Here is a 15643-nt window from a genome sequence, read left to right as displayed (position 1 = left end):
GCGCCCGACTGGGCGGCTGGACCGGCTACTACGGCAAGCCCGGCCCCATCGTCATGCTACGCGGTTGGCGCAGCCTCCAGGACCGCAAATGCGGCTGGACCCTGGCTAACTTACAGGCCGCCCTCAGACATGTGTGAATCTGCTAGCCCTGTGGGGGAGGTGTCGACGAAGCCGACGGAGGGGGGAGTGATCGGCAGGTGATCATGGGCAGGATCGAGCGTCGTAAAACGCCCCCCACCGGTCGCTGCGCGACCATCTCCCCCACAGGGGGAGGACCTAAATCCCCGCGCCCTCGCGCTCCAGCAGCGCCTTGGCCGCAGCCTTCTCGGCCTCCTGCCGCGAGCGTCCCTCGGCCAGCACCGGGTCTAGCCCCACCACCGTCACCGCCACCGTAAACACTGGCGCATGATCAGGCCCCTTGCGGTCCTTGACGGCGTAGGTCGGCAGGGGCTTGCCTTGGGCCTGGGCCCATTCCTGGAGGGCGGTCTTGGGGTCGCGGGGCTTGCCTTGGTTGGCCAGGTCGAACTCGCCGGACCACAGGTCGAGGAACACCCGGCGCGCGAGCTCAAGTCCGCCGTCGCGATAGAGGGCCGCCATCAGCGCTTCGGCGGCGCCGGCCAGGATCGAGTCGGTCTCGCGGCCGCCGATCTTGCTGGACGAGGCCGACAGGCGCAGGGCAGGGCCCATCTCGGCGGCGCGAGCCACCCGCGCGCAGGTCTCGCGACTGACCAGGGCGTTCAGGCGCGGAGCCAATTCGCCCTCTTTGGCATTGGGGAAGCGCTCGGCCAGGGCCTCGGCGGCGAGCAGGCCCAGCACGCGGTCGCCGATGAACTCCAGCACCTCGTTGTCGCCAACCTTGTCGCCGGCCTTCTTGGCCCCGTCCCCGACGCTGGCGTGGGTCAGGGCCAGTTCCAGCAGCTTGCGATCCTGGAACGTGTGACCGATCCGGCGCTCCAGGTCGCCGACGGCGACGGCGCGCCGATCTGTCATTTGAGGACGCGGAAGAAGCGGCTAGGCCGCGCCTCGGTGAACCAGGTCCAAGGCTTGAACAGATGGGCGTCGGCGTTCCACGACAGCAGGATCAGCTGGGCGCGGCCTTCCAGGTTCTCGGCCGGGACGAAGCCCACACCTTGCTGCAGCCCGATATACTGGTCGTTGGCGTAGTCCCACTTGCAGACGCCAGAGCCGGTCTTGAACGGCGAGATCCCGGGGTTGAAGCGGCTGTCCAGGCTGTTGTCGCGGTTGTCGCCCATGAAGAAGTAGCAGCCTTCCGGCACGATATAGACGCCGGTATTGTCGCTCTCGCCGTCGGGGCCGTAGTCCTGGGTGGTGTATTTGCGGCCCTCGGGATTGGTCTCCTCGAAGCGGCTGGCGCTGATGATGTTGTAGCCCGTATTGACCATGGCCGGCGGCAGCGCCGTGCGCTCCAGGGCCGTGCCGTTGATATAGACCACGCCGCCGCGCACCTGAACCTTGTCGCCAGGCAGGCCGATCAGGCGCTTGATATAGTCCATCTTGATATCGCGCGGCAGTTTGAACACCACGATGTCGCCGCGCCGCGGGGTGTGGTCCAGGATCCGACCGTTGAACAGCGGCGGGCTGAACGGGATCGAGTGCTTAGACCAGCCATAGCTGTACTTCGACACGATAATGTAGTCGCCCTGGTAGAGATTGGGCTCCATCGAGGCCGACGGGATCGTGAACGGCTGGAACAGCAGCACCCGCAGCACCAGGGCGATGCCCAAGGCATAGGCGACCGTCTTGACGATCTCCAGGAACTCCTTGACCGCGCCGTTCGGCTCGTCGGCGGTCGGGGTGTCGGCGGTGTCGGTCATGCGCGAAGGGGCTCTCGACGGAATGGGCCTCGGGCGAACCCGACGCGCCTAGCTAGACGGGCTTTACGACGGGAGCAAGTATGGCGCGCCCGCCCGCCAAGCTTGACCTGAAAAAATGGACTCAAATTGTGGCGAAGATCGCCAGCAGGATCAGGGCGAACGCGCTCCACCCGACCAGCAGCCAGGCGAACGGCCGCTTTTGCCAGGGCATCAACGGCTTGCGCGCCTGGATCGCGTCACGAGACGCCGCGCGCGGTTTGCGGCGTGTCCTGGTTTCGACATCCACCCAGAAAGTCATGAGCCCCGTCCCACAACGGCGCCGTTCCAGACGCCTTCACGGTCAAGCTGCAAGAGCAGGGCCGAAGTCCTCCCCCCGTGGGGGAGGTGGTCGCACAGCGACCGGTGGGGGGCGTTTTAGGACGCGCGATCTTGCCCGTGACTACCTGCCGATCACTCCTCCCTCCGTCGGCTACACCGGCCCCTCCCCCACAGGGGGAGGCGTTATCGCCTCGATGATCACGAAGGCCTGGGCGTAGGGGTGATCGTCGGTCAGGGACAGGTGGACCACGGCGGTCATGCCCGGCGGCGTCAGTTCGGCCAGGCAGTCCGCCGCGCCGCCGGTCAGGGCCAGGGTCGGCTTGCCGGACGGCAGGTTGATCACCCCCATGCCGGCCAAATGTACGCCGCCCTTCAGGCCTGTGCCCAGGGCCTTGGCGCAGGCTTCCTTGGCGGCGAAGCGCTTGGCGTAGCTGCTGGCGCGGTCGGGCTTGCGCTCGGACCGCCTGCGTTCGGTCTCGGTGAAGACCTTGTGGGTAAAGCGGTCGCCGAACCGTTCGAGAGACTTCTCGATCCGCCTGATGTCGCACAGGTCCGAGCCGATGCCGATGATCATGCCGCGGCGTCCAGGCGGGCGGCGTCCATCAGGGTCCGCATGCGCAGGATGGCCTGGGGCAGGCCAACGAAGATCGCCTCGCCAATCAGGAAATGGCCGATGTTGAGTTCGGCGATCTGCGGGATGGCGGCAATCGGTTTGAGGGTGGCGTAGTCGATGCCGTGGCCGGCATGGACCTCAAGGCCGAGACTTTGCGCCAGGACCGCGCCGGCCTTCAGACGTTCGAGGATGGCGGCGGCGCGGTCGGCGTGACCATCGCGGGCGGCGTCGCAATAGGCCCCGGTGTGCAGTTCGACCACCTGGGCGCCGACGTCGGCCGAGGCCTGGATCTGGGCGGGATCGGCCTCGATGAACAGTGACACCCGCGCCCCGACGGTGCGCAGGCGGGCGGTCGCGTCGGCGATGCGGTTCTGACCCCGCACCACGTCCAGCCCGCCCTCGGTGGTGACCTCCTCGCGGCGCTCGGGCACCAGGCAGGCGGCGTGGGGGCGAGCGGCCAGGGCGATGCCGACCATCTCGTCAGTGACCGCCATCTCGAAGTTCAGCGGCTTGCCACGCTTGAGGCAGAGGTTGTTGAGCAGGGCGATGTCGGCGTCGCTGATGTGGCGGCGGTCCTCGCGCAGGTGGGCGGTGATGCCGTCGGCGCCGGCCGCCAGGGCCAGTTCGGCAGCCCGCACCGGCTCTGGATAGCTGGACCCGCGCGCGTTGCGGATCGTGGCCACGTGATCGATATTGACGCCGAGTCGCAGCATGTTCGTCAGCCCCTCAGCCGCCGGCTGCCCGGGTCCTCGATCGGGATGGCGGCCAGTTCGGGGGGCAGGGCGTCGGCCGGATAGGCCGGCACCTCCAGGCTGCACAGCGACACCAGGGGCACGCCGACATCGACCTTGCCGCCCGAGCGATCGACGATGCAGGCCGCGGCGATCACGTCGCCCCCGGCGTCCTGGATCGCGGCGATGCATTCGCGCGACGACAGGCCGGTGGTGACGATGTCCTCGACCATCACGACCTTCTGCCCGGGCTCCAGGTGAAAGCCGCGGCGGAACTTGAAGCTGCCGCCCTCGCGCTCGACATAGATCGAGGCGACGTCCAGCCAGCGGGCCGTCTCGTAGCCGGGGATGATCCCGCCCACAGCCGGTGACACGGCCACGTCGGGCTGGCCCACCGTGGCGATGATCTTCTGCGCCAGCGCCTTGCACAGGCGCTCGCAGCGCTCGGGTCGCATGAACACCAGGTTCTTCTGCAGGAAGACCGGGCTGTGCAGGCCGCTGGACAGCACGAAATGGCCTTCGCGCAGGGCGCCGGCGGCGCGGAATTCGTCGAGGACGTCGTCGTTGGTCATGAGGGCTGGATATAGGCGGATGGGGTCGAGTCTACAAACGCTGTAGAAAGCGCTGATGAGCAGCTCGGAATCACCCGGCGAACCCCTTCGTCCCCGCATAGGCTGCGGCGCGGCTATCCTCGACACGCAAGGCCGCCTCCTGCTAGTCAAGCGCCGCCGTCAGCCGGAAGCCGGCCACTGGGGCCAGCCTGGCGGCAAACTGGACTGGGGCGAAAGCGCGCGGGCCTGCGCCGAGCGGGAGATTCTTGAAGAGCTCGGGATCACCGTCGTCGCCGGTCCAGTGCTGTGCGTCACTGACATGATCGCCGAAGACTCCCACTGGGTTGCGGTGACCTACCGGGCCGACGGCTGCGTGGGTGAGCCGGTGATCCAGGAACCCGCAGCGCTTGAGGCCTGGGGGTGGTTCGCGCTCGACGATCTGCCCAGCCCGTTGACCCTCGCGACCCAGGATGCGGTAAGACAGCTTCTCACCTAACGAGGCGCGCCGGATGGAATGGGAAGACGAGGCCTTTGTGCTGTCGGCGCGCGTGCACGGCGAGACCGGGGCGATCGTCGAGCTTCTGACCCAGGACCGTGGCAAGTTCGCCGCCCATGTGGCCGGCGCGGCCTCGCGGCGGATGAAGCCGTTCCTGCAGGCCGGCGCGCGAGTCATCGCCCGCTATCGCGCCCGGATGTCCGACCAACTGGGGGCCGCGACCCTGGAGCCGATCGGCGAGGGGCCCTCGTCGCTGTTCGACGAACCCCTGGCCTTGGCGGGTCTTTCCGCCGCCGCCTCGGTCGCGGCCGGCGCCTTGCCCGAGCGCGAGCCGCATCCGGGAGCGTTCCACGCGATGGAGGCGATGCTCGCAGCCCTGGCCATCCCCGAGATCTGGCCGGCGGTCTATGTGCGGTTCGAGGCGGGGCTGCTGCAGGACCTGGGCTTTGGCCTGGACCTGTCCAAATGCGCCTCGACGGGGTCGTTGGACGACCTGGTCTATGTCAGCCCGCGCACGGGTCGGGCGGTCAGCCGGGCGGCGGGCGCGCCCTATCACGACAAGCTTCTGCCCCTCCCGCCGTTCATGCTGTCGGCCCAGGGCGGGCTGGCCTCGGGCGACGTCAAGGCGGGGCTCGACATCACCGGCCACTTCCTCGAGCAGTTCGTCTTTCACCCGTTGAACAAACCGCTGCCGCCGGCGAGGGTGTGGCTGCTGGATCGGCTGGGGGAGGCGGGGCGACTTTAGTGGCTCACTCACGTGCCCCCACCTGACCGCTTCGCGGTCTGTCCGCCCCCATAGGGGGCGGAGCTCAAATCGCGCGAACTCCGCCCCCTATGGGAGCGGACAGGCGACGCAGTCGCCAGGTGGGGGCAAGTGAGTGAGCCACCATCGCCAAACTCTCGAAGCCCATCCTACACTTCTGCTACTGTGCCCTTCACGCGTAACGAATCCTCAAGATGAACAAACCAGTCCTTCCCCCTGGCGGTCCCGGCGACGGCGATCGCATTCTCGATGAGCCGCTGACCGAGGCGCTGTCAAAGCGCTACCTGGCCTATGCGCTGTCGACGATCGGCTCGCGGGCCCTGCCCGACGTGCGCGACGGCCTCAAGCCCGTGCACCGCCGCGTGCTGCACGCGATGAACAACATGCGCCTCAACCCCGAGGGCGGCGCGCGCAAGTGCGCCAAGGTGGTCGGCGAGGTGATGGGTAATTTCCACCCGCACGGCGACCAGTCGATCTACGACGCCCTGGTGCGCCTGGCCCAGGACTTTTCCCAGCGGGTGCCGCTGGTCGACGGACAGGGCAATTTCGGCAATATCGACGGCGATAACCCCGCCGCCATGCGCTACACCGAGTGCAAGATGACCGCTGCGGCCATGCTGCTGCTGGACGGCATCGACGAGGACGCGGTCGATTTCAAGCCTTCCTATGACGGCCAGGATGAGGAGCCGGTGGTCCTGCCGTCGGGCTTCCCCAACCTGCTGGCCAACGGCTCGTCGGGCATCGCCGTGGGCATGGCCACTTCGATCCCGCCGCACAATCCGGCCGAGTTGATCGACGCCTGCCTGCTGCTGCTCTCCAAGCCCGAGGCGACCACGGCCGAGATCCTGGAACGCGTGCCGGGCCCCGACTTTCCGACCGGCGGCGTCATCGTCGAGTCGGCCGCTTCCTTGCTCGAGACCTACGAGACCGGTCGCGGCGGCGTGCGCACCCGCGCCAAGTGGGAGCGCGAGGAAACCGGTCGCGGGACCTACCAGATCGTCGTCACCGAGATTCCGTATCAGGTCAAGAAGTCCGACCTGGTCGAGCAACTGGCCGACTTGATCGAGAGCAAGAAGGCGGCCCTGCTGGGCGACGTGCGCGACGAGAGCGCCGAGGACATCCGGCTGGTGCTGGAACCGAAGTCCAAGAACGTCGAGCCCGAAGTGCTGATGGAGAGCCTGTTCAAGCTCTCGGCCCTGGAAAACCGCTTCCCGGTCAATATCAATGTGCTGGACGCGCGCGGCACGCCGGGGGTGATGGGCATCAAGTCGTGCCTGATCGCCTTCCTGGCCCACCGCCGCGACGTGCTGACCCGCCGGGCGCGCAACCGGCTGGCCAAGATCGAAGCCCGCCTGCATATCCTGGACGGCCTGCTGATCGCCTACCTCAATCTCGACGAGGTGATTCGTATCGTCCGGTACGAGGACGAACCCAAGCAAAAGCTGATGGCCGCCTTCGCGCTAAGCGACCTCCAGGCCGACGCCATCCTCAACACCCGCCTGCGCCAGCTGGCCAAGCTGGAGGAGATGGAGATCCGCCGCGAGCACGCCCAGCTCGTGGAAGAACGCGACGGCATCCTGGCCATGCTGGCCAGCGACAAACAGCAGTGGACCCTGGTCGGCACGGGCCTGCGCCAGGTGCGCGCCGTGCTTCTGAAGATCAAGCACCCGCTGGACAAGGCGGGCCGTGCGACGGGTGTCATTGGTCGCTCGATCTTCGCCGACGCTCCTGTCGTCGACGCCGAGGCGGCGCTTGAAGCGATGATCGTTCGCGAGCCGATCACCGTCATCCTGTCGGAGCGCGGCTGGATCCGCGCCGCCAAGGGCAAGGTCGAGGACCCGTCGGAGCTTAAGTTCAAGGAGGGCGACAAGCTCGGCTTCCTGGTCCCGGCCGAGACCACCGACAAGCTTTTGCTGTTCACCTCTGACGGCCGGTTCTTCACTCTGGGCTGCGCGGCCCTGCCATCGGCACGGGGCCATGGTGAGCCGGTGCGGATGATGATCGAGCTGGACGACAAGGTGAAGATCATCGACGTCTTCCCGTTCAAGGCCGGGCGCAAGCGCTTCATGGCCTCGAAACAGGGCTACGGCTTCCTGCTGCCGGAAGAAGAGGCCCTAGCCAACCGCAAGGCCGGCAAGCAGGTGCTGACGGTCGACGCCTCCGGCGCGGCCTTCTGCCTGGAAGCCGTGGGCGACCAGATCGCGGTGGTCGGCGACAACGGCAAGATCCTGATCTTCCCGCTTGAAGAGCTGCCGGAAATGCCGCGCGGCAAAGGGGTCAAGCTGCAGGCCTATCGCGAGGGCGGGCTGCGCGACGCCATCTCGTTCAACGCCGAGGCCGGCGCCTTCTGGATCGACACCGCCGGTCGCCGCCGCGACTGGACCGAATGGAAAGAGTGGGTCGGTCGACGGGCGGGCGGGGGCAAGCTGTCACCCAAGGGGTTCCCGACCTCCAAGCGATTTAGGCCGAAATAGCCGATGGGGTTCATACGCAAGACCGCCGCTGCGCTCGCCGCGCTGCTGGGCCTGGGGGCCGGCGGCGCGGTCTTGGCCGCGCCCCTGCCGCACGCCAAGGCCCCCGAGGCGGTGGGCTTTTCCGCCCAGAAGCTCAAGAAGCTGGACGAGACGATGCAAGCCTTGGTTGATCAGGGCCAGATCGCCGGCGGCGTCACCTTGCTGGGCCGCCACGGCCATGTCGTGTCGCTGAAGACCTTCGGCAAGCGCAGCCTGGAGACCGGCGAGGCCATGCCCGCCGACGCGATCTTCCGCATCCGCTCGGAGACCAAGCCGGTCACCGGCGTGGCGATGCTGATCCTATACCAGGAAGGCAAGTGGAAGCTGGACGATCCGGTCAGCCTCCATGTGCCCGAGCTGGCCAATCTGCGCGTCGCCTCTGGCGTCGACGCCGAGGGTCGGCCGATCCTGACCCCCGTCTCGCGCTCGCCGACCATGCGGGAGCTGATGACCCACACGGCGGGCTTCGCCTATGGCATCGCTGATGATCCAGGCAGCGTCGCCGACCAGTCCTATTTCCGAGCCGGGGTGCTGCAGTCCGACAGCTTGCACGCCATGGTCCAGAAGGTGGCCATGCTGCCCATGTACGCCCAGCCGGGCACGGTCTGGCGCTACAGCGTGGCCGCCGACATCCAGGGCTATATCGTCGAGAAGCTGTCGGGCCAGAGCCTGCCGGTCTTCATGGAGGAGCGGATTTTCGCGCCCCTGGGCATGAAGGACACCGCCTTCTGGGCGCCGCCTGAGAAGCTGCCTCGGCTGGCGGCCGTCTACGACGCCGATCCGGCCACCGGCCGCCTGATCCCGGCCAGCGAAGGTCCTTGGCGCGACATTAGCAAGCCCCCAGCCGCGCCGTCGGGCGGAGGCGGGTTGCTGTCCACAGCCGGCGATTTCGCGCGTTTCGCCCAGATGATCCTGAATGGCGGCGACCTGGACGGGGTGCGGATCCTGGAGCCCGAGACCGTGGCCCTGATGCGACTCAACCACCTGCCGGCCAGCTTCCAGATCACCACCAACGGCACCGCCAATGTGCTGCATCCGGGCGCCAAGCCCTTCCCGTTCGGCGCGGGCATGGGTTATGGACTGGACGTAGCGGTGGCGGTTGACCCTGCCGCCTCCGGCGCGCCGGTCGGCCCGGGCACCATCAGCTGGGGCGGCAGCGCCGGCACCTGGTTCTGGATCGATCCGGCCAACGACCTGTTTTTCATCGGCATGATCCAGCGGCTGGGCGGCGTCGGCTCGGGCCTCGACGCCACAACCCGGACGGTCGTCTACCAGGCCCTAGAGCGGCCGCCCGTCAAGGAAGCGCGCCTTAACGCCGCGACACAGTAGAGGACTGCGGCCCCGTCTTCCCGCTGCCCGCCGGCCGCCGCCAGCAACAGAAGAACGCAAAACGCCCCAGGTTGAACCCCAGGGCGTTTCGCCGACCTTCCCTTCGAGCGGGGAAATTTACAACGCCAGAGCATTTTTCGAGCGAAGTGGTTCCGGTTCGCGTGAAGGAAAATGCGTCAAAACAAAAGATTAGAGCTCACGGCCTGACGCAGTCAGGTCGGGAAATGCTCTAGCGGGCGCCAGCGGTGTCCAGCGAGGCTTGCGAGGTCTTCAGTTGGGCCACGGCGCCGGCGACGGCGTCGCGGTGGCAGGCCGAGGCGGCCACGGCCCGTTTCACTTCAGCGAAGCTGCCGCGCTGAGCGCCGCAGGCTTCGAGGGCGGCGGCGTCGATGCGGTGCATCATCACCTTTTGATCCTGCGGGTTGCTCGGATCGAGCTTGGCGCGGACGGCGATGCTGGTGGTTTCGGCGGCGCTGGCGGCGCTGGCCAGGAGGAGGAGGGCGGCGGTCGAGGCGGCGAGGAGCTTCATGGGTGACTTCCCTGACTGTGGCGACGTCTTGGAGGGCGCCGCTCGGTGCTGTCCGGGGCAAACCACGCGGTTCTGGCCTCGGATTTAATCCACAGGCTCGTCATCTGCTTAAAAATGGTCCGGTAAAAGCAAATTCGGTCGACAAATCGGTCAAAAATTGAGCGAACGTGGAATTCGAGGCTGGGAAAGTCGAATTCATTTGAGGGCTTAGCTCACATGAACGGCGCTAATCTGAAATGTCAGATTTCTTCATAGGTCGTCTCCGCCGCCACCGAAAATGGCAGACAGACCACTCACGTCCGCGTGCGTGAGTCGGCCCGGCCCACGCGTCTAGAGGTCCAGGTCGTCGGCCGCGAACTCGGCGTTTTCCTGGATGAATCGGAAGCGCAGTTCGGGCTTGCGGCCCATCAGGGTCTCGACCAGGGCCTCGACCGCTTCCTCGGAGCGAGGGAGAGTGATCTTGGCCAGCGTGCGCACCGCCGGATCCATAGTGGTCTCCTTGAGCTGGGAGGCCATCATCTCGCCCAGGCCCTTGAAGCGGCCGATCTCGGGCTTCTTGCCCTTGAACATCGTGGCCAGGAGCTCGTCCTTGTGGGCGTCGTCGCGGGCATAGGCGCTCTTGCCGCCGTGGCTGAGACGATAGAGCGGCGGCAGGGCCAGGAACAGGTGACCCTGGCGGATCAGGTCGGGCATGGTCCGATAGAAGAAGGTGATCAGCAGGCTGGCGATGTGGGCGCCGTCGACGTCGGCGTCGGTCATGATGATGATCCGCTCGTAGCGCAGATCTTCCTCTTTGTAGCGATTGCCGCCTTGGGTGCCGAGCGCCAGCATCAGGTCCGACAGCTCCTTGTTGGCGCTAAACTTCTCGCCCGTGGCCGAGGCGACGTTGAGGATCTTGCCGCGCAGGGGCAGGATCGCTTGGTTCTTGCGGTTGCGGGCCTGCTTGGCCGAGCCGCCGGCGCTGTCGCCCTCAACGATGAACAGTTCGGCGCCATCAACGGCCCCAGCCGCGCAGTCGGCCAGCTTGCCGGGCAAGCGCAGCTTGCGGGTCGCCGAGGCGCGGCTGACTTCCTTGTCCTTGCGGCGCTTGAGGCGCTCCTCGGCACGGTCGATGACGAACTCCAGCAGGGCCTGGGCGGCCTTGGGCGATCCGGTCAGCCAGTGGTCGAACGGATCGCGCAGGGCTGTCTCGACGAAGCGCTGAGCCTCTGACGATGAGAGTTTTTCCTTGGTCTGGCCCTGGAATTCGGGGTTCTTGATGAACACCGAGATCAGGGCCCCGGCCTGGGCTATGACGTCGTCGGCGGTGATGATCGCCGCGCGCTTCTCGTTCTTGAGCTCGGCATAAGCCTTGAGGCCCCGCGTCAGGGCCGCGCGCAGGCCGCTTTCGTGGGTGCCGCCCTCGGGGGTCGGCACGGTGTTGCAGTAGGACTGCATGAAGCCGTCGTGCTCGCCAAAGCCGCGCGGCGTCCAGGCGATCGCCCACTCGACGGCGCCGGCTTCGCCCTGACGCTCGATGCGGCCCGAGAAGCTCTCTGGCGTCACCAGTTCCAGGCCCTTGGTGCGCTCGGCCAGGAAGTCGGCCAGGCCGTTGGGGAAGTGGAAGACAGCCTCGGGCGGCGTCTGGTCCTGGATGCGCTCCGGGGCGCAGGACCATTTGATCTGCACGCCGCGGAACAGGTAGGCCTTGGAGCGGGCCATGCGGTACAGGCGGGCCGGCTTGAAAGCCACGCCCTCGCCGAAGATCTGCTCGTCGGGGATGAAGCGGACCATGGTGCCGCGCTTCTTGCTGGGGCCAATCTTCTCCACCGGACCCAGCGGCTTACCGCGCGAGAACACCTGCAGATGCTCGAACCCGTCGCGCCAGACGGTGACCTCGACCCGCTCGGACAGGGCGTTGACCACCGAAGCGCCGACGCCGTGCAGGCCGCCGGAGGTCTCATAGGCCTTGCCGCTGAACTTTCCGCCCGCGTGCAGGATCGTCATGATCACTTCCAGCGCCGACTTGCCCGGGTGCTTGGGGTGATCATCGACCGGCATGCCGCGGCCGTCGTCCTTGACCGACAGATAGCCGTCGGCGTCGAGCTTGACCTCGATGGTCTTGGCGAAGCCGGCCACGGCCTCGTCCATCGAATTGTCCAGCACCTCGGCGAACAGGTGGTGCAAGGCCCGCTCGTCGGTGCCGCCGATATACATGCCGGGCCGCTTGCGCACGGGCTCCAGGCCTTCCAACACCTCGATGTCGCTGGCGGTGTAGCTGCCGGAGGCGGGCGGGGTGCTGGGCGCCGATGCAGCCTTGGTCGCGCTGGGGGGCGGCGGGGCGGCGGGACGCGGCGCGGGCTCGGGATGCGGCTCGCGGGCCGGCACTGGCGAGGCCGGCACGGGAGCCAGGGCGTCGTCGCCAAACAGCGAGAAGGAGGGGTTCGGATCGTCTTTGGAGGACATTACGGGAACATGCGTCGATTCGTCGGGAGCGCTCCGTATGGGCCGCGCTTGGTGGGAAGAAAAGGGGTGGATGGCGCGACCGGCGCGCCATTTGCCGCGGCTTGGCCGGGCGTGCCAGGATGCGCCTTCCCTTTGCCTCGAAACCCGGAGACCGTCGATGACCTGGCGACCCCTGACCATTGTCCTCGCCGCCCTGACCCTGTTGGGCTGCAGCGCCGCTGGACCCACGGGTCCTTCGACCCCGCCGCCCACCTCGCACCGGACGCCGGTCGCCGAAGGCGGGATGTGCGCCGGCTTCGCCGGCTTCCAGTGCGGTGAGGGGCTGAGCTGCCAGATGCCGGCCGGCCAATGCCATGTCGCCGACGGGGCGGGGACCTGCCGCAAGCCGTCCCAGATGTGCACGAAGATCTATGCCCCGGTGTGCGGCTGCGATGGCAAGACCTATTCCAGCGCCTGCACCGCAGCCGCCCAGGGAGCCAACGTCGCGACCGACGGCGCCTGCAAGGCCTAGACAGGCTGATTACATTCACTGCTGACATCATGCGGCCAGCCTTCGGTGAGGATGGCCGCTGGAGGACTCATGACCTACCCTCATTCCACAGACGGCTTGCCGCGACGCACCGTGTTAGCGGGCGGCGTGGCGCTCGCCGCCACGACGGTCGCCACAACCGCCCACGCCCAGGAAACCAAGAGCATGTACGGACTGATCGGCCAGATGATCGCCGCCCCAGGCAAACGCGACGACGTGATCGCCATCCTGGCGCAGAGCACGGGCGGTATGCCCGGCAATCTCAGCTACATCCTCGCCAAGGACGCCACCAACCCCGACGCCCTGTGGATCACCGAGGTGTGGGCCGACAAGGACAGCCATGCCGCCTCGCTGAAACTGCCGGCTGTCCAGGCCGCCATCGCCAAGGCCCGCCCGATCATCGCGGGGTTTGGTCACCGGTTCGAGACCATGCCGGTAGGCGGCGTGGGGCTGGGCTGAGGGATCGGCTCCTGCCCGACATCCATCTGAGATAGAGACGCCCGCTTACTTCAACGGCAAATGTAGCTCTGCTGCCGTGCCCTGCTCCGGTTCGTCCAGGAAGAAGCGTTGGCAGTAAATGGGAAAGTCGCGCATCTCCTCGCCGCTGGCCGGCAACCAGTCGCGATACAGATAGAGGGCGGCGGGCTCCAGATTGTGGGTGTCGCCGGTCACGCGCAGCACGGCGCAGCGTCCGCCGGGGATTTCGCCGGCCTTGACCGTCTCGTCACCGGTGTCGATCGGTTGATCGGCGCCGACGCCGACGCAGAGATCCATGCTGTAGTCGGCGGGATCGGCCGGGCGCCGCTCGGAGCGCCAGATGTTGAAGGTCGGGTGGGTCTTGGGCGACATACCGGCGGCTTTGCGCCAGGCGATGAAGCGCTGGATGGTGATGTCGAGGGTCTCGGGATCGCCCCGATGCTCGAACATGGCCACGCGGGTCGGCGCGACGTCGAGGATGGTCACCTGGTCGGGGGTGAAGGTCGTCGGCATGATCTTGCTCCTGGCTGAGTTAAGCGGCGTGAACGCCTGAAGCCACGGCTCCCAGTCGGGAGATTTCCGGAAACTCGACGGCGACTGCGCAAACCTTTGCCGAAAAGCGCGGGCGAAGGCGTCGGGCGTCTCGTAGCCGGCGTCCAAGGCGATGTCGGTGACGCTCTGACCCCGCTCGTGCGCCAGTTGTTTCGAGGCCTGCCGCATGCGGGCCAACTGGACATAGCGATGCAGGGACAGCCCGAAGGTCGCCTTGAACTGCCGGTGGAAATGGAACTTGGAAAACGCCGCGACGCTGCTCATCGCATCCAGGTCCAGATCGCCGTCCAGGTGCCGGTCGATGTGATCGAGCACCTTCTGCATCCGGGCATGGTAATGGTTGAGCGCCGCCGTCATCGTCCTCATCCGTTGTGACGATCCTAGCTTGGCGGACGAGGCTGTTGCGCGCTCGACCGATCTTGCGGTTTGGAGCGGCCGCGGTCGCGGTGACGCCCCCCAACACCAGACGATCGCCAAAGAAAAAGGCCCGCAGATCGCTCCGCAGGCCTCTTCCGTCTCACTAAGCCGCGAAGCTTAGCACTTGTAGTACATGTCGAATTCGACCGGGTGCGGGTGCAGTTGCAGGCGCATCACTTCTTCCATTTTCAGCTCGATGTAGCTGTCGATGAAGTCGTCATCCATGACCCCGCCGGCCTTCAGGAAGGCGCGGTCCTTGTCGAGGTTCTCCAGGGCTTCGCGGAGCGAACCGCAGACTTCCGGGATCTTCTTCTGCTCGCGCGGCGGCAGGTCGTACAGGTTCTTGTCGGCGGGCGCGCCCGGATCGATCTTGTTGTTGATACCGTCCAGGCCCGCCATCAGCAGCGCCGTGAAGGTCAGGTACGGGTTGCCCATCGGGTCGGGGAAGCGGGCTTCCAGGCGCTTGCCCTTGGGCGAGTCGACGTGCGGGATGCGGATCGAGGCCGAGCGGTTGCGGGCCGAATAGGCCAGCTTCACCGGGGCTTCATAGCCGGGCACCAGGCGCTTGTACGAGTTGGTGGTGGAGTTCGAGAACGCGTTGATCGCCTTGGCGTGCTTGATGATGCCGCCGATGTACCACAGGCACATGTCCGACAGGCCCGCGTACTTGTCGCCGGCGAACAGCGGCTTGCCGTCGCCCCAGATCGACTGGTGCACGTGCATGCCCGAGCCGTTGTCGCCGAACATCGGCTTGGCCATGAAGGTGGCCGTCTTGCCATAGGCGTGGGCCACGTTGTGGATCACGTACTTGTAGAGCTGCAGGCGGTCGGCCATCACCACCATGGTGTCGAACTTCAAGCCAAGTTCGTGCTGGGCGGGCGCCACTTCGTGGTGGTGCTTTTCCGGCTTCATGCCGAGTTCGCCCATCACGGCCAGCATTTCGCCGCGCAGGTCCTGGGCGCTATCGACCGGATTGACCGGGAAATAGCCGCCCTTGGGGCCCGGGCGGTGGCCCATGTTGCCTTCGGGATAGGTCCTGCCGGTGTTCGTCGGCAGTTCGCTGGCGTCGTAGCTGTAGCCGGTGTTGTGCGGGTCAGTGGACCACTTGACGTCATCGAAGATGAAGAACTCGGCTTCCGGGCCAAAGAACACCGTGTCGCCGATGCCCGAGGCCTTGACGTAGTTCAGGGCGGCCTTGGAGATCGAGCGAGGGTCGCGGTTGTAGGGGGTGCCGTCGTCGGGGTTCACCACGTCGCAGAACAGGCACAGCGTGGTCTGCTGGTAGAAGGGGTCGATGATCGCGGTCGACAGGTCGGGACGCAGCTTCATGTCCGACTCGTTGATGGCCTTCCAGCCGGCGATCGACGAACCGTCGAACATGGTGCCGTCGTTCAGGAAGTCATCGTCGACCAGATCAATGTCGAAGGTGACGTGCTGCATCTTGCCGCGAACGTCGGTGAAGCGAACGTCAACATACTTGACGTCCTTTTCCTTGATCATATCCAGGATTTGCTTGGCGGTGCTCATAGTTATCCCCTTTGAGCG

The 15643-nt window shown here is 66.6% G+C and carries 16 protein-coding genes; 6 read left to right on the top strand and 10 right to left on the bottom strand.

Annotation, left to right across the window (positions count from 1 at the left end):
* Positions 1 to 276 precede the first annotated feature (276 nt).
* The 6 genes from rnc to pyrE form a co-directional block, all read right to left on the bottom strand.
* On the bottom strand, positions 277 to 990 hold the full coding sequence (gene rnc / locus ACP7AG_RS06980; protein ID WP_426030289.1) for a ribonuclease III: 714 nt from the start codon (positions 988 to 990) through the stop codon (positions 277 to 279).
* A complete protein-coding gene (gene lepB / locus ACP7AG_RS06975) occupies positions 987 to 1835 on the bottom strand; it encodes a signal peptidase I (RefSeq protein WP_426030287.1) in 849 nt (282 codons plus the stop codon). The genes rnc and lepB overlap by 4 nt, the downstream gene beginning before the upstream one ends.
* Positions 1836 to 1956: 121 nt before the next feature.
* Positions 1957 to 2133 carry a hypothetical protein gene (locus ACP7AG_RS06970; RefSeq protein ID WP_426011939.1) on the bottom strand — a complete coding sequence of 59 codons (177 nt, stop codon included), beginning with the start codon at positions 2131 to 2133 and terminating at the stop codon, positions 1957 to 1959.
* Positions 2134 to 2304: 171 nt separating this feature from the next.
* Positions 2305 to 2727 carry a holo-ACP synthase gene (acpS, locus tag ACP7AG_RS06965; RefSeq protein ID WP_426030286.1) on the bottom strand — a complete coding sequence of 141 codons (423 nt, stop codon included), beginning with the start codon at positions 2725 to 2727 and terminating at the stop codon, positions 2305 to 2307.
* Entirely contained in the window at positions 2724 to 3479 is a 756-nt protein-coding gene (locus ACP7AG_RS06960) for a pyridoxine 5'-phosphate synthase (protein WP_426030285.1), read from the bottom strand. Before ACP7AG_RS06960 ends, acpS begins: the two co-directional genes overlap by 4 nt.
* 5 nt (positions 3480 to 3484) lie before the next feature.
* Positions 3485 to 4069 (bottom strand): orotate phosphoribosyltransferase, encoded by a 585-nt coding sequence (gene pyrE / locus ACP7AG_RS06955; protein ID WP_426011934.1) that lies wholly within the window; start codon positions 4067 to 4069, stop codon positions 3485 to 3487.
* Between the two features lie 55 nt (positions 4070 to 4124).
* On the opposite strand from pyrE, the gene ACP7AG_RS06950 reads away from it, so the two are divergent.
* From ACP7AG_RS06950 to ACP7AG_RS06935, 4 genes are all read left to right on the top strand, one after another.
* Positions 4125 to 4544 (top strand): NUDIX domain-containing protein, encoded by a 420-nt coding sequence (locus ACP7AG_RS06950; RefSeq protein WP_426030284.1) that lies wholly within the window; start codon positions 4125 to 4127, stop codon positions 4542 to 4544.
* A gap of 13 nt (positions 4545 to 4557) precedes the next feature.
* A complete protein-coding gene (recO, locus tag ACP7AG_RS06945; protein ID WP_426011931.1) occupies positions 4558 to 5289 on the top strand; it encodes a DNA repair protein RecO in 732 nt (243 codons plus the stop codon).
* A gap of 212 nt (positions 5290 to 5501) precedes the next feature.
* Positions 5502 to 7781 carry a DNA topoisomerase IV subunit A gene (parC, locus tag ACP7AG_RS06940; protein ID WP_426030282.1) on the top strand — a complete coding sequence of 760 codons (2280 nt, stop codon included), beginning with the start codon at positions 5502 to 5504 and terminating at the stop codon, positions 7779 to 7781.
* Positions 7782 to 7784: 3 nt separating this feature from the next.
* Positions 7785 to 9149 carry a serine hydrolase domain-containing protein gene (locus ACP7AG_RS06935; protein WP_426030280.1) on the top strand — a complete coding sequence of 455 codons (1365 nt, stop codon included), beginning with the start codon at positions 7785 to 7787 and terminating at the stop codon, positions 9147 to 9149.
* Between the two features lie 229 nt (positions 9150 to 9378).
* Here ACP7AG_RS06935 and ACP7AG_RS06930 read toward each other — a convergent pair whose 3' ends face one another.
* Positions 9379 to 9678 (bottom strand): UrcA family protein, encoded by a 300-nt coding sequence (locus ACP7AG_RS06930; protein ID WP_426011929.1) that lies wholly within the window; start codon positions 9676 to 9678, stop codon positions 9379 to 9381.
* Between the two features lie 330 nt (positions 9679 to 10008).
* Positions 10009 to 12123 carry a DNA topoisomerase IV subunit B gene (parE, locus tag ACP7AG_RS06925; protein WP_426030279.1) on the bottom strand — a complete coding sequence of 705 codons (2115 nt, stop codon included), beginning with the start codon at positions 12121 to 12123 and terminating at the stop codon, positions 10009 to 10011.
* Positions 12124 to 12280: 157 nt separating this feature from the next.
* Here parE and ACP7AG_RS06920 point away from each other — a divergent pair, with 157 nt between their 5' ends.
* Together ACP7AG_RS06920 and ACP7AG_RS06915 are read left to right on the top strand one after the other, a co-directional pair.
* The gene (locus ACP7AG_RS06920) at positions 12281 to 12634 is read left to right on the top strand and encodes a Kazal-type serine protease inhibitor domain-containing protein (RefSeq protein ID WP_426011927.1); all 354 of its coding nucleotides are present in this window, start codon (positions 12281 to 12283) and stop codon (positions 12632 to 12634) included.
* A gap of 69 nt (positions 12635 to 12703) precedes the next feature.
* Positions 12704 to 13111, top strand: coding sequence for a putative quinol monooxygenase (locus ACP7AG_RS06915; RefSeq protein WP_426030278.1), 408 nt, complete (start codon positions 12704 to 12706; stop codon positions 13109 to 13111).
* A gap of 45 nt (positions 13112 to 13156) precedes the next feature.
* On the opposite strand, the gene ACP7AG_RS06910 is transcribed toward ACP7AG_RS06915, so the two are convergent.
* Positions 13157 to 14038 carry an AraC family transcriptional regulator gene (locus ACP7AG_RS06910; protein ID WP_426030277.1) on the bottom strand — a complete coding sequence of 294 codons (882 nt, stop codon included), beginning with the start codon at positions 14036 to 14038 and terminating at the stop codon, positions 13157 to 13159.
* Positions 14039 to 14215: 177 nt separating this feature from the next.
* Positions 14216 to 15625 (bottom strand): type I glutamate--ammonia ligase, encoded by a 1410-nt coding sequence (glnA, locus tag ACP7AG_RS06905; RefSeq protein ID WP_426011924.1) that lies wholly within the window; start codon positions 15623 to 15625, stop codon positions 14216 to 14218.
* Positions 15626 to 15643 lie beyond the last annotated feature (18 nt).

Origin of the sequence: Caulobacter sp. DWP3-1-3b2 (genome assembly GCF_049896325.1) — a bacterium.
GTDB lineage: Bacteria > Pseudomonadota > Alphaproteobacteria > Caulobacterales > Caulobacteraceae > Caulobacter.
This window is presented reverse-complemented; position numbering and strand designations above follow the sequence as displayed.

Excerpts from the sequence above, each read along its gene's own strand:
- parC (WP_426030282.1), top strand. The coding sequence starts at position 5,502 with ATGAACAAACCAGTCCTTCCCCCTGGCGGTCCCGGCGACGGCGATCGC.
- ACP7AG_RS06960 (WP_426030285.1), bottom strand. The coding sequence starts at position 3,479 with ATGCTGCGACTCGGCGTCAATATCGATCACGTGGCCACGATCCGCAAC.
- ACP7AG_RS06910 (WP_426030277.1), bottom strand. The coding sequence starts at position 14,038 with ATGACGGCGGCGCTCAACCATTACCATGCCCGGATGCAGAAGGTGCTC.
- ACP7AG_RS06920 (WP_426011927.1), top strand. The coding sequence starts at position 12,281 with ATGACCTGGCGACCCCTGACCATTGTCCTCGCCGCCCTGACCCTGTTG.
- acpS (WP_426030286.1), bottom strand. The coding sequence starts at position 2,727 with ATGATCATCGGCATCGGCTCGGACCTGTGCGACATCAGGCGGATCGAG.
- rnc (WP_426030289.1), bottom strand. The coding sequence starts at position 990 with ATGACAGATCGGCGCGCCGTCGCCGTCGGCGACCTGGAGCGCCGGATC.
- ACP7AG_RS06970 (WP_426011939.1), bottom strand. The coding sequence starts at position 2,133 with ATGACTTTCTGGGTGGATGTCGAAACCAGGACACGCCGCAAACCGCGC.
- ACP7AG_RS06915 (WP_426030278.1), top strand. The coding sequence starts at position 12,704 with ATGACCTACCCTCATTCCACAGACGGCTTGCCGCGACGCACCGTGTTA.
- parE (WP_426030279.1), bottom strand. The coding sequence starts at position 12,123 with ATGTCCTCCAAAGACGATCCGAACCCCTCCTTCTCGCTGTTTGGCGAC.
- ACP7AG_RS06950 (WP_426030284.1), top strand. The coding sequence starts at position 4,125 with ATGAGCAGCTCGGAATCACCCGGCGAACCCCTTCGTCCCCGCATAGGC.
- lepB (WP_426030287.1), bottom strand. The coding sequence starts at position 1,835 with ATGACCGACACCGCCGACACCCCGACCGCCGACGAGCCGAACGGCGCG.
- ACP7AG_RS06935 (WP_426030280.1), top strand. The coding sequence starts at position 7,785 with ATGGGGTTCATACGCAAGACCGCCGCTGCGCTCGCCGCGCTGCTGGGC.
- ACP7AG_RS06930 (WP_426011929.1), bottom strand. The coding sequence starts at position 9,678 with ATGAAGCTCCTCGCCGCCTCGACCGCCGCCCTCCTCCTCCTGGCCAGC.
- glnA (WP_426011924.1), bottom strand. The coding sequence starts at position 15,625 with ATGAGCACCGCCAAGCAAATCCTGGATATGATCAAGGAAAAGGACGTC.
- recO (WP_426011931.1), top strand. The coding sequence starts at position 4,558 with ATGGAATGGGAAGACGAGGCCTTTGTGCTGTCGGCGCGCGTGCACGGC.
- pyrE (WP_426011934.1), bottom strand. The coding sequence starts at position 4,069 with ATGACCAACGACGACGTCCTCGACGAATTCCGCGCCGCCGGCGCCCTG.